Annotated in this window: 20 protein-coding genes; 8 read left to right on the forward strand and 12 right to left on the reverse strand. The window is 64.4% G+C overall.

All coding sequences use genetic code 11. From position 1 onward, the window contains the following. Positions 1-3: 3 nt before the first annotated feature. From BRADO_RS24165 to rfaD, 4 genes are read right to left on the reverse strand one after another with little or no spacing between them, the layout of a single operon-like run. Positions 4-1,917, reverse strand: a complete 1,914-nt coding sequence (locus BRADO_RS24165) for a nucleoside-diphosphate sugar epimerase/dehydratase (RefSeq protein WP_012028826.1) — start codon at positions 1,915-1,917, stop codon at positions 4-6. Beyond that, a complete protein-coding gene (locus BRADO_RS24170; protein ID WP_012028827.1) occupies positions 1,914-3,197 on the reverse strand; it encodes an O-antigen ligase in 1,284 nt (427 codons plus the stop codon). Before BRADO_RS24170 ends, BRADO_RS24165 begins: the two co-directional genes overlap by 4 nt. Next, positions 3,194-4,666 (reverse strand): D-glycero-beta-D-manno-heptose-7-phosphate kinase, encoded by a 1,473-nt coding sequence (gene rfaE1, locus BRADO_RS24175; protein ID WP_012028828.1) that lies wholly within the window; start codon positions 4,664-4,666, stop codon positions 3,194-3,196. Before rfaE1 ends, BRADO_RS24170 begins: the two co-directional genes overlap by 4 nt. Before the next feature lie 37 nt (positions 4,667-4,703). Further along, on the reverse strand, positions 4,704-5,684 hold the full coding sequence (rfaD, locus tag BRADO_RS24180; protein WP_012028829.1) for an ADP-glyceromanno-heptose 6-epimerase: 981 nt from the start codon (positions 5,682-5,684) through the stop codon (positions 4,704-4,706). A gap of 148 nt (positions 5,685-5,832) precedes the next feature. Between rfaD and waaF the strand changes: the two genes are divergently transcribed. The 3 genes from waaF to BRADO_RS24195 are packed head-to-tail and all read left to right on the forward strand — an operon-like array spanning position 5,833 to position 8,079. Further along, entirely contained in the window at positions 5,833-6,897 is a 1,065-nt protein-coding gene (gene waaF, locus BRADO_RS24185; RefSeq protein ID WP_012028830.1) for a lipopolysaccharide heptosyltransferase II, read from the forward strand. A gap of 57 nt (positions 6,898-6,954) precedes the next feature. Beyond that, a complete protein-coding gene (locus BRADO_RS24190; protein ID WP_012028831.1) occupies positions 6,955-7,551 on the forward strand; it encodes a D-sedoheptulose 7-phosphate isomerase in 597 nt (198 codons plus the stop codon). Further along, the gene (locus BRADO_RS24195) at positions 7,552-8,079 is read left to right on the forward strand and encodes an HAD-IIIA family hydrolase (protein WP_012028832.1); all 528 of its coding nucleotides are present in this window, start codon (positions 7,552-7,554) and stop codon (positions 8,077-8,079) included. It begins immediately after the preceding gene. Here BRADO_RS24195 and BRADO_RS24200 read toward each other — a convergent pair. Next, a complete protein-coding gene (locus tag BRADO_RS24200) occupies positions 8,061-9,110 on the reverse strand; it encodes a glycosyltransferase family 4 protein (RefSeq protein ID WP_085972814.1) in 1,050 nt (349 codons plus the stop codon). The genes BRADO_RS24195 and BRADO_RS24200 overlap by 19 nt on opposite strands. Positions 9,111-9,238: 128 nt before the next feature. Here BRADO_RS24200 and galE point away from each other — a divergent pair, with 128 nt between their 5' ends. The 3 genes from galE to BRADO_RS24215 all read left to right on the forward strand — a co-directional run bounded on the left by galE (position 9,239) and on the right by BRADO_RS24215 (position 12,887). Then, the gene (gene galE, locus BRADO_RS24205; protein WP_012028834.1) at positions 9,239-10,252 is read left to right on the forward strand and encodes a UDP-glucose 4-epimerase GalE; all 1,014 of its coding nucleotides are present in this window, start codon (positions 9,239-9,241) and stop codon (positions 10,250-10,252) included. 103 nt (positions 10,253-10,355) lie between these two features. Beyond that, a complete protein-coding gene (locus BRADO_RS24210; protein ID WP_012028835.1) occupies positions 10,356-12,161 on the forward strand; it encodes an ABC transporter ATP-binding protein in 1,806 nt (601 codons plus the stop codon). A gap of 24 nt (positions 12,162-12,185) precedes the next feature. Further along, entirely contained in the window at positions 12,186-12,887 is a 702-nt protein-coding gene (locus BRADO_RS24215) for a fumarylacetoacetate hydrolase family protein (protein WP_012028836.1), read from the forward strand. 824 nt (positions 12,888-13,711) lie between these two features. Here the strand turns inward: BRADO_RS24215 and BRADO_RS33515 are convergent. The 3 genes from BRADO_RS33515 to BRADO_RS24225 form a co-directional block, all read right to left on the reverse strand. Further along, entirely contained in the window at positions 13,712-14,938 is a 1,227-nt protein-coding gene (locus tag BRADO_RS33515) for a reverse transcriptase/maturase family protein (RefSeq protein WP_012028837.1), read from the reverse strand. Positions 14,939-15,758: 820 nt separating this feature from the next. Further along, positions 15,759-16,136 (reverse strand): hypothetical protein, encoded by a 378-nt coding sequence (locus BRADO_RS35170; protein ID WP_157872612.1) that lies wholly within the window; start codon positions 16,134-16,136, stop codon positions 15,759-15,761. Between the two features lie 138 nt (positions 16,137-16,274). Then, complete coding sequence (locus BRADO_RS24225; protein ID WP_012028839.1) at positions 16,275-17,378, reverse strand: cyclase family protein; 1,104 nt, start codon at positions 17,376-17,378, stop codon at positions 16,275-16,277. A gap of 115 nt (positions 17,379-17,493) precedes the next feature. On the opposite strand from BRADO_RS24225, the gene BRADO_RS24230 reads away from it, so the two are divergent. After that, positions 17,494-18,567 carry a GTP-binding protein gene (locus BRADO_RS24230; protein WP_012028840.1) on the forward strand — a complete coding sequence of 358 codons (1,074 nt, stop codon included), beginning with the start codon at positions 17,494-17,496 and terminating at the stop codon, positions 18,565-18,567. 170 nt (positions 18,568-18,737) lie between these two features. Here the strand turns inward: BRADO_RS24230 and BRADO_RS24235 are convergent, their stop codons facing one another. The 4 genes from BRADO_RS24235 to BRADO_RS24245 form a co-directional block, all read right to left on the reverse strand. Beyond that, complete coding sequence (locus BRADO_RS24235) at positions 18,738-19,133, reverse strand: hypothetical protein (protein ID WP_041756889.1); 396 nt, start codon at positions 19,131-19,133, stop codon at positions 18,738-18,740. Between the two features lie 114 nt (positions 19,134-19,247). Next, on the reverse strand, positions 19,248-20,177 hold the full coding sequence (locus tag BRADO_RS24240) for an aspartyl/asparaginyl beta-hydroxylase domain-containing protein (protein WP_012028841.1): 930 nt from the start codon (positions 20,175-20,177) through the stop codon (positions 19,248-19,250). 394 nt (positions 20,178-20,571) lie between these two features. After that, entirely contained in the window at positions 20,572-20,727 is a 156-nt protein-coding gene (locus BRADO_RS35495) for a hypothetical protein (protein WP_012028842.1), read from the reverse strand. Between the two features lie 180 nt (positions 20,728-20,907). Continuing rightward, positions 20,908-21,603: a PilZ domain-containing protein gene (locus BRADO_RS24245; RefSeq protein WP_012028843.1), complete on the reverse strand. Its 696-nt coding sequence runs from the start codon at positions 21,601-21,603 to the stop codon at positions 20,908-20,910. A gap of 798 nt (positions 21,604-22,401) precedes the next feature. Here BRADO_RS24245 and cpaB point away from each other — a divergent pair. Continuing rightward, positions 22,402-23,211: a Flp pilus assembly protein CpaB gene (gene cpaB, locus BRADO_RS24250; protein WP_012028844.1), complete on the forward strand. Its 810-nt coding sequence runs from the start codon at positions 22,402-22,404 to the stop codon at positions 23,209-23,211. Positions 23,212-23,215 lie beyond the last annotated feature (4 nt).

Genomic DNA, 23,215 nt, shown 5'->3' on the forward strand with positions numbered 1-23,215 from the left:
GGCTCAGGCCGCGGTCGAGCCGAACTCCGGCACTGCATCCTTCAGGACCGATTTAATCGTCACCGGATCGTTGCGCCCGATCGCCTGATCGAGCGCCGCTATCCACCCCTTCAGCGTCGGCATCGGCGGCTCGTTCGGCGTCGCCGCCATGACGCCGGCAACACCGATCTCGATCGGCGGCTCCTCGCTCGCGAACAGAATTTCGTTCAGCCGCTCGCCCGGACGAATGCCCGTGAACTTGATCTCGATGTCGTAGCCCGGCTGCAGGCCGGACAGCCGGATCATGCGCTCGGCGAGCTCGACGATGCGCACCGGCTGACCCATGTTCAGCACGTAGACCGAAACATCGGGCCGCTGCGGCCGGAGCGCATGCGAGGCCGCGGTGATGACGAGATCGCAAGCCTCGCGGATGGTCATGAAGTAGCGCACCATGTCCGGATGCGTCACCGTGACCGGACCGCCCGCCTCGATCTGCGCCTTGAACTTCGGAACCACCGAGCCGTTCGACGCCAGCACATTGCCAAACCGTACCGAGATCAGCCGCATCGGCGGCCGGCCAACGGGCCGCTCGGCGAGCTGACGGTCGAGCGCCTGGCAGTACATCTCGGCGAAGCGCTTGGTCAGGCCGAGCATCGACACCGGCTCGATCGCCTTGTCTGTCGAGATCATCACCATCGCCTCGGCACCCGACGCCACCGCGGCATCGGCCACGTTGATCGAGCCGAAGATGTTGGTCTTGACGCCCTCGCTCCAGTCACGCTCCAGGATCGGCACGTGCTTCAGAGCCGCGGCGTGGAACACCAGGTCAGGCTTGAACTCGCCGATCAGCGCGAACACCCGGTCGCGATCCCTGATGTCGGCGATGCGCCCCTCGACGGCGACATCCGCCTCGGGATCGGCCGCGAGCGCCTCGGTGATCGCATAGAGCGCCGGCTCGGAGTTTTCGAGAATGAGCAGCCGCGCCGCGCCGAACGCAACGACGCGCTGGCAGATCTCGGCGCCGATCGAGCCGCCCCCGCCGGTCACGACCACGGCCTTGCCGCGCACCAGCGCTTCCAGCCGTCCGTAGTCGATCTTGTGGCTTGGCCGCAGCAGCAGATCCTCGACCGCGACCGGGGCGAGACGGGGCGCATCGCCGCTCTCCAGCGACGGCAGGCGGCTGACGATCAGGCGCAAGCGGCGCGCACGCATCAGGAAGGTCTCCGGATGGCAGTCCGGCTCGAACGCGGTGGGCATCATCAGCGCGCGCGCGATCGGCCGGTCGCGCCGGGCAAAGTCGGCCGCCACATCCTCGACGTCGTCGATGCCGCCGAGCACGGGAACGCCGCGGATCAACTGGCCACGGTCGGCCATCGACGGCGAGAGAATGCCGATCGGCCAGATCCGCTTGACCGCGCCGCTCTCGATGCCGCGCAGGACCACCTCCGCGTCGGCCGCGCGGCCGATCAGCAGCGCCGGGGCCGCATCCTCCGACTTCGCGTGACGGCGCACCCGCGTGTAGCGAAAATAGCGATAGGCGAAGCGCAATGCGCTGAGCGCGAAGATCTCCAGGAACCAGAACAGGATGATCGTGAGCTTGCCGAAGAAGAAAGTGCCGCGGACGTTGGGCGCGACGATGATGTAGTCGAGCACCAGGAAGGCGAGCGTCAGCACGGTCGCGACGCGCACGATATTGAGCGCATCCGGCAGCGACGTGAATCGCCACTTGGTGGTCAGCAGGTTGGAGAAGTAGAAGACGACGAAGCTGAAGGCGATGAAGTACGGCAGGATCTGCAGTAGCAGCGGCACCCGCTCCCAGAACGTGCTGGCACCTTCGAAGCGGATGTAGAACGCCGCAAACAGCGCGGCGATGCTCACCAGAAGGTCATGCGCCGCGATCAGCAGGTTCCGCGAGGTGAGCTGCGACAGGCGCGTCATGGCACGACGCCCCCTTGCTCCGCATCAGGCTGTTTCCTCAGCCGCAGCACCATGCCGCCGGCCACGCCGACGCCGATGACGTACATCCACCCCTCGTGAAAATCGAAGATGTGCGAGTTGAACAGCGAGGTGAAGATGTTCTGCACCACCACGAGAAGCCCGATCCACGGCACGAGACCGTCGCCGCGGAACAGCAGGAGATGCAACGCCCACATCGCGTAGAGAACGACCACGCCGAGCGTGCCCCACTGGACCGCGACGTTGAGCGTCTGATTGTGCGGATTGCCGACCACGGTGCCGGCGGCGAGATCAGTGCGGTCGCTCGCGGCCAGCTCGAACAGATGCCGCGTCGAGCCCGAGCCATGGCCGATCACCGGTGCGTCGGCAAAGAAATGCAGCGATTTGCGCCAGAACTCCAGGCGTTCGCCGATCGATGTGACGGCGCGGTCGTTCCGGTAATCCTGATACTGCTGCGTGAATGTCGCTACCTTCTGCTGCAGTTGCGGCGAGACCGACCACGCGGCCAAGCCGATCACCACAGCCGACACGGCGATCAGCAGGTTGGCCCGCCATTTCAGATGGATCAGGCCGAACACAGCGAGCAGGACCGGAATTGTCACCAGCGCCGTGCGCGAGACCACGATGAAGATCATGTTGGCCAGGAATGCGATCATGATCGCGGTGAGAATGCCCGCCGGCACGAAACGGCGCGCGCGCAACAGCTGAGCGATCGGATAGGCCAGCGCCACCGCGCAGAGCGAGAATTCCTGGCCCTGGTCGATATAGTTCTTCACGAAGATGCCGCGATCCGCGTTGGCCTTCAGCGCCAGGGCCGGATTGAACCCCACCGCCGTGGACATCACGACCATCAGCACGCAGGACGCCAGGAACGCCGTGAACACCCACAGGCCGCGCTCGGATCGCTGGAAGTGGTAGAGGAGCGCCGGCAGCACCAGGAGCTTCGCGGCCGGCCCGACCGCATAGAGCCGCGCGCCCCAGGCCGCGTCCGACCATAACGTGCCGACCAGCGCCAGCACGAACAGCGCGATCGGCGCCAGCGAGATCGGCCGCTTCAGGATCTGCAGCAGACGATCGAGATCGAGAAACGGCACCATCGTGATCAGCATGACGACGCCGAGGATGGACACCAGCGAGGTCGACCACGGCAGCGACGCGGCCAGCAGAACGGCGACGACGTCCACCGTGGTCCGCCACGCCGCCGGATCGCGCCAGCGGCGGGCCAGCAGCGCCGGGCCGGGATGACCTGCAAGCGCGCTCATCGCTGATCGCTCCGGGCACGATCGACCAGCGCTGTCGTGCTGTGTCCCTTCAGGATGTCGATCAACAGCACCTCGCCGCCGGCGGCCTCGACCACCTCGTGGCCCACCACCTGCTCTCGCGTGTAGTCGCCGCCCTTGACCAGGACGCTCGGTCGCACCAGCTCGATCAGGCGCAGCGGCGTCTCCTCCGTAAAGATCGCAACAAGATCCACCGCTTCCAATGCGGCCAGCACTTCGGCCCGCGCGCGCTCGTCCTGCACCGGACGGCTCTCACCCTTCAATCGCTTGACCGAAGTGTCGCTGTTCAGTCCAACGACGAGCCGGTCGCAGGCGGCGCGCGCCGCCGTCAGTACCTTCACATGGCCCGGATGCAGGATGTCGAAGCAGCCATTGGTGAAGCCGACGCGCAGACCTTCGCTTCGCCAAACGGCGACACGCGTTGCGAGTTCGCCATCGTTCTCGATGATCTTTTCTTCGGCGGCACGGTAGGCATGCGGCAGAATCTTGCGGCGCAGCTCCGCCGATGTCACGCTTGCCGTCCCCTGCTTGCTGACAGCTACGGCCGCTGCCGCGCTCGCCATCCGCAGCGCGTCTTCCCAGGCTGCGCCGGCGGCGAGCGCTGCCGCCAGCACGGCGACGACTGTATCGCCGGCGCCGGAGACGTCGCGCACCTTCACCGGATAGGCCGGCACGTGGATCGGATCGCCCTGGCGCGGCACCAGGGTCATGCCGCGCTCGCTCTGCGTCACCAGGATCGCCTCGCAATCGGCCAGATAGATCGCATCCTGCGCGGCCGCGGCGATCTCCTGCTCGGTCTCGGCGCGGCTGCGGGTCGCTTCCGAGAATTCCTTGCGGTTCGGCGTCAGCACGCTGGCACCGCGATAGATCGCGAGATTCGCGCTCTTGGGATCGACGATCACGCGCTTGCCGGCCCTGCGCGTCGCGTCGATCACATTGCGCAGCACGCGCGCGGTCAGCACGCCCTTGGCGTAGTCCGACAGCAGCACGATGTCGGCCCGCGCGATCAGCGGCAGGATGGCGGCGATCAGCTTCTGCTCGATGTCCTCGGACGCAGGCGCGGCGCGCTCCCAGTCAGCACGCAGCATGTGGGTCGAGAAATGCTCCGAGACGAAGCGCACCTTGCGCGTCGTCGGCCGCGACGGGTCGCGCACCAGGACACTCTCGATGCCATCAACCTTCGCAAGCTCGGCCTCGAGCTGGTCGCCCGCTGCGTCCTGCCCGACCAGGCCGACGAAGATGCCGCGCGCGCCGAGCGCTGCGATGTTGCGCGCGACATTGCCGGCGCCGCCGATATTGGTTTCGCTGCGCTGGACCGCGATGACGGGCGCGGGTGCCTCCGGCGAGATCCGCGACACCTCGCCGTAAACGAACTCGTCCAGCATGAGGTCGCCGACGCACAGCACCGTCTGGCGGGCGATCGCTTGCGAGAGATCGTCAAAGTCGAACATCAGCGGCAGTCTCGGTAGGTGATCCAGAACAGTTCGTCTAGCGGAAGCGGTCGGCGGAATCGAGATAGTCTCGGACATAGGCGGCCACGGCATCCTCGAGCGGCGTGAAGCCGCCGTTGTAGCCGGCGGCCAGCAGGCGATCGACATTGCTCTGGGTGAAGTACTGGTAGCTGCCGCGAATCGCTTCGGGCATGTCGACGTAGTCGATCCGCGGCACAGCGCCAAGCGTGGCGTAGACCGCCAGCATCATGTCCTTGAAGCTGCGCGCCTGGCCCGTGCCGACGTTGAACAGCCCGGAGACGGATGGCGTCGCCAGCAGCCACAGCATCACGCGCACGACGTCGTCGACATAGATGAAGTCGCGGCGCTGGTCACCGTCGGCAATGCCGTCCCGGTGCGACTTGAACAGCTGCAAAGTGTGCCCGGCCTTGATGTCGTCGAAGCGGCGCGTCAATACGCTCATCATCGATCCCTTGTGGTACTCGTTGGGACCGAACACGTTGAAGAACTTCAAGCCAGCGTATTGCGGCGGCAGCCGCTCGCCGCGCTCGGCGCGCGCCGCGATCGCCGTGTCGAACAGATGCTTGCTCCAGCCGTAGAGGTTCATCGGCCGGAGCGTCTTCAGCGCCGCGAGCGACGGATCATCCACGAAGCCCTGCGCGCCGTCGCCATAGGTCGCAGCCGAGGAGGCGTAGATGAACGGCGTGGTGTTGGCCGTGCACCAGTCGAGCAGACGCAGGGAACTGCGGAAATTGCGCTCCATCACGAGGTCGCCGTCGACCACGGTGGTCGCGGAGATCGCGCCCATGTGCAGGACGGCGTCGAGACGACGGCCCTTCAGCCAGGCGTCCAGGTCGGACGGCGGCACGACATCGGCGAGCTGACGTTTGGCCAGATTGCGCCACTTGCCCTCGCTGCCGAGGGTGTCGCAGACGACGACATCGGTACGGCCGGCGTCGTTCAGCGCCGCGACCAGATTCGATCCGATAAACCCGGCGCCGCCGGTCACCAGCAACATTCCGTTAGCCCGTCCTGATCCCGAAAACCCGGCCCTCGCGTAGCGCATGCGGCGACAAAGTGTAAGCGCTTTGGTGACGGCCGAGACCGGCCACTTTACCTGTGGCGGCTGAGCGGCTACCAGCGCGCCGGAGCCAGGCAGACAAAGAATGAATTCCAATTCGGCCAACATCGCGGTGGACGCTGACGACACCAGCCCGATCCTGATCATTCCCTATATGTGGATCGGCGATTTCGTCCGCGGCCACACCGTGGTGCGGGTGCTCAAGGAGCGCTGGCCGAATCGGCCCGTGGACCTGCTGGTGACCTCGTTGTGCGCGCCGCTGGTCGATTACATGCCCGGCGTCCGCTCCGGCATCGTCTGGGACCTGCCGCGCAGCCGGCTGGCGCTGGCCAGGCAGTGGCATCTCGCCAGCCTGTTGCGCGAGCGCCACTATGGTACCGCCCTGGTGATGCCGCGCACGTGGAAGTCCGCCTTGGCGCCGGCGCTTGCCGCCATTCCCGAACGCGTCGGCTTCGTCGGCGAGATCAGGTTCGGCCTGCTGAACCGCTGGCGCTGGGGCGAGAAGGCGCTGCCCCGCTTCATCGACAAGAACGCGGCCCTCGCTTTGCCCGACGGCGCGCCGCTGCCGCCGGAATGGCCGGTGCCGCAGCTCCGGGTGCCGCCGGGAGATGTCGCGCGCTGGCGCGAGGCGAACGGCCTGGGGAGTCGGCCCGCGGTCGCGCTGGCGCCGGGGTCGGTCGGCGCCGCGAAGCGCTGGCCCTTCTACGGCGAGGCAGCCCGACTGCTGCACGCGGCGGGCCTCGATGTCTGGGTGGTCGGCGGTCCCGGCGAGAAGGCGCTCGCCGCCGAGATCGTCGCCACAGGCGGCCCGGAGGTCCGCGACCTCACCGGAACCGACCTGCGCAACGGCATCCTGGCGATGGCGGCGGCCGGTGTCGCCATCTCCAACGATTCGGGCCTGATGCACATCGCCGCCGCCCTGGGCACGCCGACCATGGGTATCTTCGGCCCGACCAGCCCGTACCATTGGGCGCCGCTGAACGGCCTCGCCGCGACCGTGCAGACAAAGACGCAGGTGCCCTGCCAGCCTTGCCATCGTCCGGTCTGCCGGATGAACGATCACCGCTGCATGCGGGACATCCCGGCCATCGATGTGGCCGCGATCGCCCAGCGCGTGCTGGCTGAGGCGGCGATCCCGGTCGCCCCCTAGCTTGCGCGGGGACGGCGCGCCCCCTACACCGGCCCTATCGCAATCCGAGCCGCCATCGTGACCGACGCACTGGACAGCCTGATCTCCAACCATCTCGCCCGCTCCCGCGCGGCGATGGAGCGCGCGGCTGTCGATGGCGCACTTCTCGCCAGCGCCGAGCGGATCGCGACGGCGATCATCGGAGCGCTGCGCGGCGGCCACAAGCTGCTGATCGTCGGCAATGGCGGCAGCGCGGCGGATGCGCAGCACATCGCGGCCGAGATCGTCGGCCGCTACAAGCAGGAGCGGCCCGCCTTTGCGGCGATCGCGCTGACCACCGACACTTCGGCGCTGACCGCGATCGGCAATGATTACGGCTTCGATCACGTGTTCGCCCGCCAGGTCGAGGGACTCGGCGCCAGCGGCGACGTGCTGCTGGCGATCTCGACCTCCGGCCGCTCGCCGAGCATCCTCAACGCGCTGCGCAAGGCTCGCGAGCGCGGGCTGGTGACGATCGGCTTCACCGGCACCAACGGCCTTGGCATGGGTGAACTGTGCGACGAGCTGCTGGTCGCGCCGAGCGACGATACGCCGCTGATCCAGCAGATCCACCTCGCCACCGCGCACGGCATCTGCGAGACCATCGAGGCGGCGCTGATGCAGGACGCGCGCTAGATGACGACTCCTCAGCTCAAGCCCGCGGCGTTCCTCGATCGCGACGGCGTCATCAACCACGACGACAACTACATCGGCTCGCCCGAGCGCATCCGCTGGATGCCGAATGTGGCGGCTGCGATCCGGCGGCTGAACGAGGCCGGCTATCACGTCTTCCTGTTCACCAACCAGTCGGGCGTCGCGCGCGGGCTGTTCAGCGAGGACGACGTGCTCAGCCTGCATGATTGGATGCGGGCGGAGCTGGCGGCGCAGGGGGCCGTGATCGACGACATCCGCTACTGCCCGTACCATACCGAAGGCTCCGTCGAGCGATACCTGCGCGAGCATCCCTGGCGCAAGCCACAGCCGGGAATGATCCTCGACCTGATGCAGCACTGGGCTGTCCGGCGCGAGGGCAGCTTCGTGATCGGCGACCGGGCCTCCGACATCGCAGCCGCCGAAGCGGCCGGCCTGCCCGGCTTCCTGTTCGCCGGCGGCGACCTCGATGCATTTGTCACCGAGGTCATCGCTCAGACCAGTCCGCGGTAGACGGCGGCGATCTTCTCGGCCTCGGCCTCGAGGCTGAACTTTTCCACCACGCGCGTCCGCGCCTTCTCCCCCATCACCCGCGCCGCCTCGGGATCCTGCATCAGCGGTTCCAGCGCGGCGACCAGCGCATCGACATCGCCCGGCGGCACCAGCCTCCCGGTCACGCCCTCCTCCACCACGATCTCCGCAGCGCCTGCGCGCGCAGCGACCAGCGCTGCGCCGGCGGCCATTGCCTCGATCAGGGTCAGGCCAAAGCCTTCATTGCGCGAGGTAAAGGCGTAGATCGTCAGGCGCTGGTACCAGCGCTGCACGTCGGCGATGTCGAGCTCGCCGGTGATGACGATGCGCTGCTCCAATCCCGCAGCGGCGATCTGCTTCCTCAGTTCGGCTGCAAACGGCATCTGCTCGGGCGTGACGGCGCCGACCAGTACCGCGGAAAAGTCCGGATACTTCGGCAGCAGCCGGCACATCGCCGCGACGAAGAGGTCGCTGCCCTTCTGCGCACGGACGCGGCCGAAACACCCGATGGCATATCGGCCGGGCAGGCCGCTCTCGGCGAAGGCTGCGGCGCGATCGGCGGGTGGCTTATACACCTCGGTATCGACGCCATGCGTGATGACCGTCGCCGCGCGCTTCAAATAGGACGCTGAGATGTCGCTGGTGGCGATGATCGCGTCCATGCGCCGGATCAGCCCGCGTGTGATCCAGCTATGATGGCGCTGCGCGGCCGAGGTGAACAGCAGCTTGAACGGCCAGCCCAGCGCGCGCAGGATCACGCCGACGATCATCTCGTCGTTGCGGCGCGCGTGCCAGATCAACGGCCGGCGACGGCCCCGCACCTTGAGCAGATCACGCGCGCGCAACCGCGCGATCCCTTCCGGCGCGTAGCTGCCGAGCCAGGCCGCGCGCACCAGTCTCGCGAGCTTCGGCGCCACCATGCGGTTGGTCGCCGTCACGCCGGAATAGCGGCGGTGCAGGTTCGGCACGATGACGTCGAGGTCTCCGGCGGAAAACGGCTCGGCTTGCACCATCCACTCCAATTTTAACGGTTCCCTATACGCAACATTGAGCACCATCGCCAGTTCGCATCCGCGTTCAACCGGTCCTTCATTTCGCGGGCGTTAGCGTCGCGCAAAACAAACAGGGATCGCGTCAAACAATGACCGTGCTTGTCACCGGCGGCGCCGGCTATATCGGCAGCCACATGGTGCTCGCGCTGGCCGAGGCCGGCGAAAGCGTCGTGGTGATCGACAACCTCTCGACCGGCTTCTCCGCCTTCGTGCCGAGCGAGGTGCCGCTGTTCATCGGCGATGCCGGCGACGAGAACCTGGTCGACGGCGTCATCAGCCAGCACGGGGTCGACAGCATCATCCATTTCGCCGGCTCGGTCGTGGTGCCGGAATCGGTGCGCGATCCGCTGCTGTATTACCGCAACAACACCATGACCACGCGCAGCCTGTTGAATGCGGCGGTCAAGCGCGGCGTGAGCCGTTTCATCTTCTCCTCGACCGCGGCCGTCTACGGCAATCCGGCCCAGGTTCCGGTGCCCGAGACCGCGCCGACGCGGCCGACCTCGCCCTATGGCAGCTCGAAGCTGATGGCCGAGATCATGCTGCACGATACCGCCGCGGCGTATGAGCTCAACTACGCCGTGCTGCGCTATTTCAACGTCGCCGGCGCCGATCCGCAGGGACGCATCGGGCTCGCCACCGTCGGCGCCACGCATCTGATGAAGATCGCGATGGAGGTCGCCACCGGCCAGCGCGCCAAGATCGACGTCTACGGCACCGATTATTCGACACCGGACGGCACCGCGGTCCGCGACTTCATCCATGTCTGCGACCTCGTCCAGGCGCATCGCGCCGCGCTGGCTTATCTGCGCGCCGGCGGCCCCTCGGTCACGCTGAATTGCGGCTATGGCCGCGGCTATTCCGTGCTCGAGACCATCGAGGCGGTCCGACGCGCCTCCGGCCGCGCCATTCCGGTGCAGACCGCGCCGCGCCGCCCCGGCGACATCATGAGCATGGTCGCCGACACCAGCCGGCTCCGGGCGACGCTCGACTGGACGCCGGCCTATGACAATCTGGACACAATCGCGGCCCACGCGCTGGCCTGGGAGCACAAACTGTTCCTGGAACGCCACAGCCATGGGGAGCAGCGGGCCTCGGCCTAGAATCAAGCACTTAAGCCCGAAGCGGGGGGCTTGAAAAAGCCGCCCCGAGCGGGCAAGCACTCCTGGTCCGCCCGGCGATTTGCCCGCGCGGCCAGGGACCAGAATGGCCGAATTTCCGAAGAAGATCACCGACGATCCCTATGGCGCCGCGATCCTGGTCCGTCGCCTCGTGCTGGAACAGGGCCTCGCCTACTGGCGCCGCTATCTCACTGCGTTTGCGCTGATGGCGGTCGCCGCCGGAGCCAGCGCCGCGGCGACCTACGTGCTCGGCCAGGTCATCAACAAGGCCTATGTCGAGAAGAGCATTCCGGGCATCGTCCTGCTCTCCGGCGTCACCGTGCTGCTGCTGTTCGTCAAGGGCGTGACGACCTACAGCTACGCCGTCATCCTGTCCAAGATCTCCAACGCCATCCTCGCCAACAACCAGCGGCAGCTGTTCGCCAAGCTGATGAACGAGAGCGTCGGCTTCTACTCCGAGCGCCATTCCTCCGAGTTCCTGGCGCGGCTGACCTCCGGCGCCAAGTCGATCACCGACATCCTGAGCATGCTGATCAACGCCATCGGGCGCGATCTCGTCACCCTGATCAGCATGATCGCCGTGATGGTGCTGCAGGATCCCTGGATGTCGCTGCTCGGCCTGCTGGTGGTGCCGCCGGCGATGCTGGTGCTGCGCAAGCTGGTCAAGCGCATCAAGGGCCTCGCCTACAACCAGTTCACCGGCACCGCCGACATTCTCGAGACGATGCAGGAGTCGCTGCAGGGCATCCGCACCGTCAAGGCGTTCACGCTCGAAGACACGATGCGCGCGCGCATCGACGAGAACATCGCCGTGGTCGAGCGCAACGCCAACAAGATGGCCCGCGTCTCCAACCGCTCCAACCCGCTGATGGAGATGCTCGGCGGCTTCGCCGTCGCCGGCTGCCTGATGTATGCCGGCTATTCCGTGGTCGCGCTCAATGCCACGCCCGGCCAGTTCTTCTCCTTCATGATCGCCTTCCTGATGGCGACCGAGCCGGCCAAGCGGCTGGCGCGGCTCAACATCGATCTCAACAGCCAGCTGGTCGGCGCCCGCATGCTGCTCGAGGTCGTCGACAGCCCGGCCAGCGAGCAGCCTGACGACGACAAGCCGGCGCTGAAGCTCACGCAAGCCAGGATCGAGCTGCGCGACGTCTCCTTTGCCTATCGCGACAATGAGCCGGTGCTCAACCGCATGAGCTTCACGGCCGAGCCCGGCAAGGTCACCGCGCTGGTCGGCCCGTCCGGCGGCGGCAAGTCGACGGTGCTGGCGCTGCTGCTGCGCTTCTACGAGGCGACCGCGGGCGACATCCTGATCGACGGCCAGTCGATCGCCAAGGTGTCGCGACGGAGCCTGCGCGAGCAGGTCGCCTATGTCGGCCAGGACGTCTATCTGTTCCGCGACACCATCCGCGCCAACATCGCCTTCGGCAAGCCAGGCGCGACCGAGGCGGAGATCATCGAGGCGGCGAAGGCGGCCTGCGCGCACGACTTCATCATGAGCTTCCCGCTCGGCTACGACACGCCGGTCGGCGAGCATGGCACCCAGCTCTCCGGCGGCCAGCGCCAGCGCATCGCGGTCGCCCGCGCGCTGATCCGCAACGCGCCGATCATCCTGCTCGACGAGGCCACCGCGGCGCTGGATTCCGAGTCGGAGCGGCAGGTGCAAGAGGCGATCGAGCATCTCTGCCAGAACCGCACCACCCTGGTCATCGCGCATCGCCTGCACACCATCATGAACGCCGATGCCATCCTGGTCGTCGAGGCCGGCGAGATCGTCGAGCGGGGCCGGCATGACGATCTGTTGCGCCGTGGCGGCCGCTATGCTTCGTTCTTCCGCCTGCAACAGCGCGACATGGGGCCGAACGTGATCCCCATGACCGCCACCTCCTGAACCGCGACCGCATCGAGACATGTCATGAGCGCCTCCACCGTCATCCCGGCCTTCCCGCAGCCTTCGCTTCCCGTCACAGGCGAAGCCGGTGTCTTCCCGGTCCGCCGCATCTGGTGCGTCGGCCGCAACTATCTCGAGCACATCCGCGAGATGGGCAATGACGAGCGCGACCCGCCGTTCTTCTTTGCGAAGCACGCCGACATGCTGGCGCCCGACGGCGCCGTCATCCCCTACCCGCCGCTGACGCAGGACATGCATCACGAGGTCGAGCTGGTCGTCGCGCTCAAGAGCGGCGGCCTGAACATCCCGACCGACAAGGCGCTCGACCACGTCTACGGCTACGCCGTCGGCATCGACCTCACCCGCCGCGACCTGCAGCTCGCCTCGCGCAAGATGCAGCGCCCCTGGGAGGTCGGCAAATCCTTCGACCACTCCGCGCCCTGCTCCGCCGTGGTGCCCGCGGCGAAGATCGGCCACCCGTCGAAAGGCAAGATCTGGCTGTCCGTCAACGGCACCGAGCGCCAGACCGGCGACCTTTCCGAGCTGATCTGGAACGTGCCGGAGATCATCTGGAAACTCTCCCAGCAGGTCGAGCTCGCCGCCGGCGACATCATCATGACCGGCACCCCGGCGGGCGTGGCGGCGGTCGTCGCCGGCGACAAGATCGAATGCGGCGTCGACGGCGTCGGCACGCTGAAGGTGAGCATCGGGCCGGCGGCGACGTAAGCGGCGCTTCAAACGTTCTGCTAGCACTCCAAAAAGCCGCGCCCTGCGCGGCTTTTTCTTCGCCGTCATGCCCGCGAAGGCGGGCATCCAGTTCGCCGAGGCTTCTCGGTTCATCATCACCGCCTCTGGAATACTGGATCGTCCGCCTTCGCGGACGATGACACCTGGTGGCTTGGCAGATCGCCTGCCCCAAACTCCGTCATTGCGAGCGCAGCGAAGCAATCCAGGGCGTCACGAGGACTCCGGATTGCTTCGCTCCGCTCGCAATGACGCAAGCGGCAACACTGATCCACAATCTCAAACAGCATGGGGCTGATCAGGGAACGAGCATCCACCTTCCCGCGACGCATTCCGCGCCCGAGTGATGCTCCAACTCCCGCCCTCTTAAGAATGGAGGGCGCAGGGAAGGCCGGGCGCTGGCCGCGCCCGTGGCCCGCCTGCAGACAAAAAAGCAGGCGGCAGTCACCACAGGTCTGGCCGAACACACCCGGCCTTCCCCGCGCGATGGTTTTAACAAGCTATAGCGCGCTCTTCCTGGTGCACCGGGCTTTCTGGCCACCATCCCCAACGCGATGCCGTTAGGCATCGTCGCCGGGTTGACACTAGCATCGGAGTATCAGAACCACACGCCTTCACCGTCCGCGAGCCAAACGTTCGTCCGTGCTCATCACACGCCGCCTCCCGCGTCCACCGCTCCCCGCTGCCAACGTCCGTGACGACCGCGAACCGTCCCCTACCGCGCATCGGGATGGACGGGACTGTAATGCTGATTTGGCGAATTTGTCAAGGCGCCGTTATTATGAAAATGCCCGCGCTAAACCAGCCTAAGGATCGTCCATGCTGCGCAAGGCAGCATCTATCATTCGCTCAAAACGGAGAACCTGCCTCAACATCTGCTTACTCTCGAAAACACTAGCTGAACGCCGCGCATAGGAAGAGAAGTTACGAGATCCTACTGGATAGAATCGTTTCCTAAGCTTCTTAGTATAAATCTTGGTAGCGTTTCCCAATGCCATCTCCGCCCTCCCGATACGCTTGGTGCGAGCTATACTGCGCTTTGCCTTTCGCCACTGCCTAGCTAGCGAGCCCGGCCTGATCGCAGCGCCCTTGGCGGAAATGTTGAATCCAAGGTACTGAAACTCTCGCGCCCCCACCGAGCCAAACACAACCCTTTCAGTCTTGTCTTCGTTGATTTCCAGTTGATGCTTCTTTAGCTCAGTTAGGAAGGCCGACCTGAGCTGAACTTCGTCACCGATATTGCAAACTATCAAAATATCGTCCGAATACCTTTGATATAGGGCCCCACACCTTCGGCAGCACTCAACCATTCTTTCGTCTAGTTCCAACATGTACAAGTTCGATAGCGCACTACTAATAGGAGTTCCCTGCGGGATTCCAAACCTTTCATCATTCACCAGGATTGGAATCCCCTCCAATTTGACTTCGGCAATTGTAGCGATTGGCTCTCTAGAGTCGCCCGAAAGCTGCGAAGAAAATCGGGGGTGAGCAGCAAGTGCGGACTTATCGACTGTGCTAAACCGCGTCACGTGACGAAAGACTGCAAACCAGTCGCGACCAAGCTCCTCGACTTCGAGAATGAACTTCAATCGTCGCTTCAGGATTCGATGATCAAGATTGTCAAAGAATCCGCTTATGTCAAAACATAATACCACGCAACCCGGCCTACTCTTTGCGAACTGGAACGCTTCAGCCGAGAAATGATAGTTCGACTTTCCAAGCCTTCGGTAGGCAATTACGTTCCGATCCAAGCCTTTGCGCTCATAATACGCATCCAGGCGCTTGGATAGATCCCACGCATATTTAGAGAGAATGCACGAGTCTCTATGCGAAGCATACATGATCGGTCTTTGCTTAAAGACCGTCTTGCCGAGCTTTGGCTTATAGCGCTTAACCCGCTTTTGGTAGCGGATTAAAGGCAGCCAAGCATGGCGCTCAACAAAACCTTCATCTGCAACCTTAATGGCATATTGCTCGCCGATCTGCGCATCAAAATGCCTATAGCCTCGCGGCTTAAACCAATCGATCGTCACATCTGCCCCTTCGATGTGCAGAGTTTGGGAGACTAGCTCTGACCCCGAGCCTCGACAAAAGTCGAACGCCTCCCAAACGCACGCCTATATCCATCAGCGATTTTCCACTGCAGTAAGTGGTCGATTGCTAACGCGGGTCTTAGAACACAAGGCGGTATAGTCTAGTCGTGGAGGTACGAGCGATGCTCGCAGTCTCGTCGCTGCAGGACAGTTGGCCGATGCTGATCAGTTTCAGCGTCGCGCTCATCATGCAACCAGTTGACAGGTTCAACGACCGTGCCCTTCGGCCAATTCCGGGGGCCGCCTTTAGTTGGGCGGGGGTCTCAATTTTTGCAAGATCGACGCAACCGGGTGCTAACACACATTTTGTAGTTGAAGCACTCACATTATAACTTGACACTTAGTCGATCCACCCGCGAATCGATTCGTACGACTGCAATATCCGTAGATTGACGGACGTGAGCGCGCCGGCAGGTCCTGAAATGGAGGCGAACATGGGAAAACCGTAAGAGCCTTACGTCCTAATCGTCGTTGAAACCTACCTTGAGAGCGGCGCCGGTCTCCATGGAGACCTCCACGTCAGACCAATCTCTGGTCAAGCTCTCCCGCAAGATCTACGGGTTCGCTTTCCGAAAGCACTGCGTCGGGCTCACCCGCTGGGCACACGCTTTCTGGTCTATGCCAAGCTGACTGACAAAGACGGCGGAAACGAATTCGTTCATACGAACCATGCCTGGGATGTGCAGGTACTTGGACCAGCGCCGGCCGGAGATGATTTAAAGTACACGAGGCGGTGAAGAGAACGGCGGATCACGCTGCGCTATTTCGCCCTCACTTCCATGCCGAACGGTGGATGCAGCCAACCACCATCACGACCATGCCGCAGAATCGCAAAATCCCGCTCCGTGCCACAATGCTCGACGAAAGGATGGGAGCTATTGCTCGGGTCAGGCGTGACGTCGATGAGCCGACCTGATGGAATATGCCGCACAACACTGTGCGGCATAAGCCAATGCCCGCTGTTAACAAGCCAGCCGCGGACAACCGCATACTCCGGAGATAGCTGGGCGAAATTTTCCGCGTTGGTGTGGCAGTCGTTCGGCAACGCGTCCGCCCACGGCTCTCTCGGTAAGACCGGCGCGCTGACAGCCCGAGCAACGACGTCATCGAGATAAGCTGTCGTGAGATCGGTGGTCATCGTTGTTTGATCCCCAGACACAGCTCGTGGGCGGACGAGCCGAAGGCGTAATCCGCCGCGTTTCATGACGAAGAACGGCGGATTACGCTTCGCTAATCCGCCCTCCTCCGTTTTTCACCGAAACGTCGGCGCCCCCGATCACGTAATCGCAATCGGGCAGCCGTTGCTGCCTGTGGCGCCCTTGATCGGGGCGGGTGTGAAGCAATAGACGAACTGGTACTTCTTCGCGGCGATCAGCTCGTCGAAGACCAGGTTTTCGTGGTTGTGGATGCCGTGCTTGGTCTGCAGCTCGGCGTGGACGACGAAGGCGAGCGACTTGTCGGGATTGGGGACGACCTCGACGGCCCAGGTGTCGGCCCCGGTCAGCGCGAGATCCTTCTCGATCACCCATTTTGCAACATCCATCCCGATGCCGGGTTCGCCGCTGTTGAAGCGGTCGTTGTTCTTCATCCACAGCGAGCCCCAGCCGGTGTGGAAGAAGATCGCATCGCCCGGCTTGATGTCGGCCTCGCTCATGTTCTGCTTCTGCAAGGCCGCCTTGATGTCCGCTGTGGTGATCTCCTGGCCGGCATCCATCATGCCGCCCTTGAGCGCGACCATGTCGATGAGGTGGCCGCGGGTGAACAGCGGCTTCAGCTTCTCGACGCCGAGCTTCTTGAGGCCGTAGGCGTCGCTGATCTCCTGCGCGGAGAAGCCGTTGTAGAACTTCATCTCGCTCTTGTCGCCGTCCTTGCCGAGCTGGATGCCGATGTGGCCGAGGCCGTCGAACTGGGTGCCGGTCTGGCCGATCTCGGTGGCGAGGAACTCGTCGTGATAGACCATCCGATTGTCGCCGAACGGTCCGCCGGTCGGGCTGCCGGGAATGCGCAAGGAGAACGCGCGTGCCCCGAACAGCGGCATTGCGCTCTCGTAGACGCGGCCGATCTTGTAGATCTTGCCGTCCTTGATCCATTTGACGGTGTCGAGAACCTTCTCCGGGGTGATGTGGTTGGACGCGCCGGCCTCGTCGTCCTTGCCCCATTTCGACGGCCACCACGGCTTGTCGGTCCCCTTCGGCATCGGCGCGGCCTGCGCTTGCGCCTCGCTGATCGGCGCCAGCGAGAACTTGCCGTGCATGGAGCCGGCGAGCGCCGCGCCGGCCGCACCGGCAAGACCTGCCGTGCGTAGCAAAGTCCGGCGATCGGTTGCCGGCCCCTCGTTGCGATCCTGATTGGTCTGCTGACTCCTGACCCCGTCGTCCATTGTCGCCTCCCCTGTTGCGCCCATTTGCTGGGCTTTAAAAAATGATTTTCGCCATGCTCCTCCTCCATTAGTCTAATGTCCAGAGACAAAAATAAGACAGCGGGTGGAGACGCCGATGAGTCTGTTCGAGAGCGACAAGTCAGCCCAGCGTTTGCCCGTGTCGTTGATCACCGGCTTTCTCGGCAGCGGCAAAACGACGCTGCTCAATCGCTTGCTGCGCCGCGACGAGATGAGCGACAGCGCCGTCATCATCAACGAGTATGGCGAGATCTCGCTCGACCATCTCCTGGTCGAACGCGTCGACGGCGAGGTCGCGGTTCTCGCGAGTGGGTGTGTGTGCTGCACAATCCGCAGCGACCTCGAAGAGACGCTGCGCGCGCTGCTGGTGCGGCGCGACCGCGCCGAGGTGCCGCCGTTCCGGCGCATCCTCATCGAGACGACCGGCCTTGCGGATCCCGCGCCGATCCTCCAGCTGCTGCTGAACAATCCGCTGGTCTCGCATTTCCTGCGGCTCGACACCGTCGTGACGACGGTCGACGCCGTCAACGCGGCGCATCAGCTCGATCGCCAATATGAAGCGGTGAAGCAGGTTGCGCTGGCCGACCGGCTGTTGGTCACCAAATCTGACCTGGTCAGCGATGTTGCCGCATTGGAGCAGCGGCTGCGGCGGCTCAATCCAGGCGCCAGGATCGAACGCGTGAGTCATGGCGAGATCGATCCCGCTGATCTGTTCGGTGGCGCGCTGATCGATCCGGACAAGAAGGCGATCGACGTTGCGCGCTGGCTCAACCAACAGGTTTTCGCTGACGATGTCGGGGCCGCGCATGAGCATCACACCCACGATCATGCCGGTCACGGCCATCACGATCACGGCCACGCTCATGAGTCGTCAGTCACGAGCTTCATGATCGCGTTCGACGAGCCGCTGGACTGGACGAACGTGTCCGGCTGGCTCGCTTATCTTCGCCAGGTGCGTGGCGAGGATCTGCTGCGGGTGAAGGGCGTCCTCAATCTTATCGGAGAAGCGACACCAGTCGTCATCCACGGCGTCCACCATGTTTTCCATCCGCCAGTTGCGCTTCCCGCATGGCCCGATGCCGACCGTCGCTCGCGCATCGTCTTCATCACGCGGGGGATTACGCGAGACGATGTGCTCGCGTTGTGGGAAGCTGGACGCGCGGCGGCGTAGGCGTGTAGGGCGGATTAGCCGACGGCGTCATCCGCCGCATGCTACGACGAAGAACGTGAACGACGCGTGGCTCGTCCACTCTCCCGGCCCTTCAGCGGACCGCTGGCACCACGATCACGCCGACATTGGCCACCGTCAACCCGCATGCAGTCATCACACGAACGACGCGCCTAGAATGACTTTCCAGCTGGGCTGCTTTCACAGAGATACGTCGCTTCCCTCAACCCCGACCGGTCCCCAATCGTCAAAACACCGGTTACGCGGGAGAGTGAAACGTCCAAGCCTGCCCCACGATGTTCCTCAGCATCGAAGAGGACGACCCGCTCCTCATCACTGCGTACGGGACCGACAATCAGATCGACGCGACGTTGCTGAGTATCCGAGAAACCGAAACTCAACTCATCTATACCAGGCCGCGCATCCTCTTTGCCGGGCGACAAAGGCAGTTTGGCGCAGGTGACATCATAAGAGTGCCCCGAAGGAAATTTCTTCATCTCCGCAAGCGCGGGACTGACGCTCGTGACCAGCAGGAGCATCGCCAGATATCTGTCGACTCTCGACATCATTGCAACGCTCCATTTGCGCCAGCAATTCGTAGGGCGGATTAGCCGAAGACGTCATCCGCCGCGGTTCACCCCGACGAACGACGGATTACGCTTCGCTCATCCGCCCTACTCTGCTCACCGAAACGCCGAGACCACGATCGCGCCGACGATCGCGACCGTCAGCGTGTACTTTGCCGCGTAGTACACCGTCCGATTCCACGCCTTCACCTTGCGTGTCGCCAGGTGAAACTCGTACAGCTTGCCGAACACCTTGTTCAGCACGCCGACGTGCTCGCCCTCGACGTTCTGCGTTGCCGAGGCCTTTACGATGTGATGGCTGACCCAGCGGTTGATGGCGGTCATCGCGCCGTACTTCATCGGGCGCTCGACGTCGCAGAACAGGATGATGCGGTTGACGTCGGTTAAGTTCTCGGCGCTGTGGATGAAGGTCTCGTCGAACATGAAAGCCTCGCCGTCGCGCCAGACGCAGGGCACGCCGTCGACCAGGATGCGGCACTTGTCGGAGTTCGGTGTCACCAGGCCAAGGTGATAGCGCAGCGAGCCGGCGAAGGGGTCGCGGTGGGCGCCGAGCTTGCCGCCGGGCGGCAGCATCGCGAACATCGCGCCGTGGACGTTCGGGATGGAGTCGAGCAGCTCCACCGTCTTCGGGCACAGCGTGCGCGCCGACGGCAGGAAGTCGTCGTACCATTTCAGATAGAAGCGCTTCCAGCCGCTCTTGAAGAAGGAATAGAAGCCCCAGTCGTTGTTGGCGGCGGCGGCGCGGATGAAGCCCTCGTCGAACAGGCGCACCGCCTCCTCGCGGATCTCCTGCCAATTGTCGGTGAGCTTTTGCAGCTCGGGAAACTGCTCGACCGGGATGACCGGCGTGTTCGGCACGGCCGAGCCGGCATACATCAGCACGTTGTAGGGGGCGAGATAGGTGGAGTGATCGCCGAGCTGGCGGGCGAAGCGCAGCCGCTGCTTGCCGCGGAAGTGGACGTAGATGGTGGCCCCGATCAGAACATAGAGCCCAATGAGCTGTGGCGCGAAAAGCTGACGCAGCATACCCGATCCCCATTGATCCGGCCGCTCAGAGCGCTCGCGCAGAACCGTGTCGCCCCGATGGACGTTCTCAACGACGGTGATCTGATACAGGCCGCAAGCCCCCACAATAGCCGCATGCGCGGCGGGCTGCATCCCCCAGCTTGGCAGTTGTCAGCAAAAAGCTGAAACGACACGGCCCCCGCGTGTCCGACAGGCCACAGCCGGAACCGACGCGATCGCTCGCGCACCTATCTCCAAAGTCCTGGTTGATCCACCTTAAACGCCCGCTTGTCGTCCGCGGATGATCCAGAGCGCCGTGACGTCTCGGCCTAGTCACGTCTTTCGCGGGCATGGCAGCGGTGGAGGTCGCGATAGCTCGCCTTCCACGCGCGCGGTACTGACCGAGCGCGCCGCCCTAGCTGCGCGCCAGCTCCTGCAGGCCCTTGAAGGTGAGCCGCTTGGGATCGCGGACGCCGGCGAGATACATGCGCCTGATATAGGCGGCGACGGCATCGCGGTCGTAACCGGTCAGGACGACGATCGCGTCGACGGCGGTCTTCTGGGCCTCCATGGCACTGGCTCCTCTTGGGCGTGCAAACCCGGCGCGCACCAGGGTTCACGATGTCGCTTAACACCGCGTTAACTGTGCGACCGGGCTGCCAGTTCCATGCATTGATTCACGCGCTCGCCCAATACGCGAAACCGCGCATGACGAACGCCCGCATCAGCTTGCGACGTGAAGCCGCCGCGATCAGACCATGAAGAAATCCTCCGGTGCCTCGATCCGGTCATCATCGGCATGGGAGACCAGCTTCTGCCGCGTCGGGCGGGTCGGCGGCGTGATGACGCGCCGCTCGAGCTCGGTTGTGGCCGAGAGGGTGTCGACGAATTTGACGGCAAAGCCGTCGGGGAAATGCCGGACGACACGGCCGACACAACTGCCGACGGCAAGCGGCGTGCCGATCTCCGGCTGAACCTCCGCCGACACCGCAGCGCCCGACATCGACGCATCGATGACGAAGCACGGGATGATGCTGCCATCGGCCAGCGTCAGCGCGGAGTGCGGCGAGTTCGGCACGAACCGCGCCTCGCGGCGGGAATCCCGGACGGTCGGATCCTTCTGCTTCTTCTCCAGCCACACCAGCTTCTCGGCGAGCTTGGCGCGCTCGGCGCGCGTCATCTCCAGCTCGAGCAGGAAGCCGCCATGCACGGTGTCGCTGATCTCGCCTTCGAACTTGCCGAAGTCGCGGAAATACGACGTCAGCCGGTCGCCGACCTTGCCGACCACGGGCACGTCGAGCAGCGCGCGAAACGGCGACACCCTCGTCGTGCGGCAGGCGAAGGAGCGCAGCTTGCCTTCCGGGTCGTACCAGTTGGGCAGCGTGTAGGTCCCCGCCGTCTGGATCCTGACGGCGCGCTGCTTCAGGAATCGGGCAACTGACGACATTGCACGCCTCCCCTCGTCCCTCTTGCATCCCCATGGCTGATGGCCGGGCCCCCGCCGCGGCGCGATGCGCTTGATACAATCTCTGCGTGTATTTTCACGCGAGCTACATCAAATGAAACGATATCAGCCGTCATGCGCGGACCGTGCGCGCAAATCCCTAAGGAACTCTGAATCTGGAGATGGAATCCCGCCCAACGGAATCGTAGGACCAACCAGTTTCCGGTTTCTGAAGATACTGGCCCGTCTGATTACGGGTGAACGCAGGACACTTAACCATCGGTTGCACGCTGCAGGTTGGACGCATCAGCGTCCAGCAGGACTCACGCGACGCGCCGGTCGCGCCTCAGGACACCCCGCTCTGCTCCTCTCCCTGAGGAGCCCGCCGCAGGCTGGCGTCTCGAAGGGCGAGGCCCCTGCTCGGGCCCCATGATTCGAGACGGCGCTGCAGCTGCGCATCTCGCGCATGACAAATCCAGCGCATGACGCGCTTAGCAAAGGATTCAGCTTAACGGATTTCGCCTGATGCAGCGGCGCAACTCATCGCACGATTCGGACACGGCCTCACCAACCGCCGCGCGCAGGCGGCTCTCGCGCAAATAGCTAACACATTCGCGGCGTTTCACTATTAGCGAGCTAACAACCTGTTCACCACTTGCGCAATCGTCGCTTGGCGCAAGCGCCGCGGCCCGCGTCGTTCAAGTCTGCTTATACCATTGGCGCTTAGTCGTTAGTCAGGGCGAACCGCTGACCGCAGGCCTGCGCGTTGCTCCCGGTGTATGAGTAGAAAGTCGTTCGCTGATGATGACGGCACGCATCGTAGTGTTAACCATCGCTCTCGGCGCAGGCGGTGTTGCGGCCTATCTGGTCAGCAGTTCCGAAAGCCAGCAGCCGGCGCCGGTCGCGCCGGTCGCTCAGCTGCCGACCGTCGAGGTGCTGGTGGCGAAGGCCGACATCGGCCTGGGACAGGCGATCAAGCCGGGCGATCTCATCTGGCAGACCTGGCCGGAGGCGGCGAGCAACATCTTCATTCGCCGCGGCGACCGGCCCGAGGCCGCCACTCAGCTGGTCGGCTCGATCGCGCGGGCGCCGTTCGTGATCGGCGAGCCGATCCGCGAGCAGAAGCTGGTCAAGTCGGACGGCTCGGGCTTCATGGCGGCGATCCTGCCCGCGGGCATGCGCGCGATCTCCACCGAGATCTCGCCGGAGACCGGCGCCGGCGGCTTCATCCTGCCGAACGACCGCGTCGACGTGATCCTGTCGCGGCGCGAGAAGAATCCCGACAAGCCGGCCGCCGCCGACTCCATCGTCTCCGAGATCATCCTGTCCAATGTGCGCGTGCTGGCGATCGACCAGGCGCCGAAGGAGAAGGAAGGCCAGAACACGGTCGTCGGCAAGACCGTGACGCTCGAGCTGAAGCCCGAGCAGGCCGAGACGCTCTCGCGCGCGCGACAGGCCGGCACGCTGGCGCTGGCGCTGCGCAGCATCGCCGACATCAACGCGCCCGACACGGGCAAGACCGAGACAGAGCAGCAGCAGATGGCGCGGCGGGGCAACGCCATCGAGATCATTCGCTACGGGGTCACGAGCTCGCTGACGGCGCAGAAGTGACGAG

Origin of the sequence: Bradyrhizobium sp. ORS 278 (genome assembly GCF_000026145.1) — a bacterium.
In the GTDB taxonomy this organism is placed as follows: Bacteria; Pseudomonadota; Alphaproteobacteria; order Rhizobiales; family Xanthobacteraceae; genus Bradyrhizobium.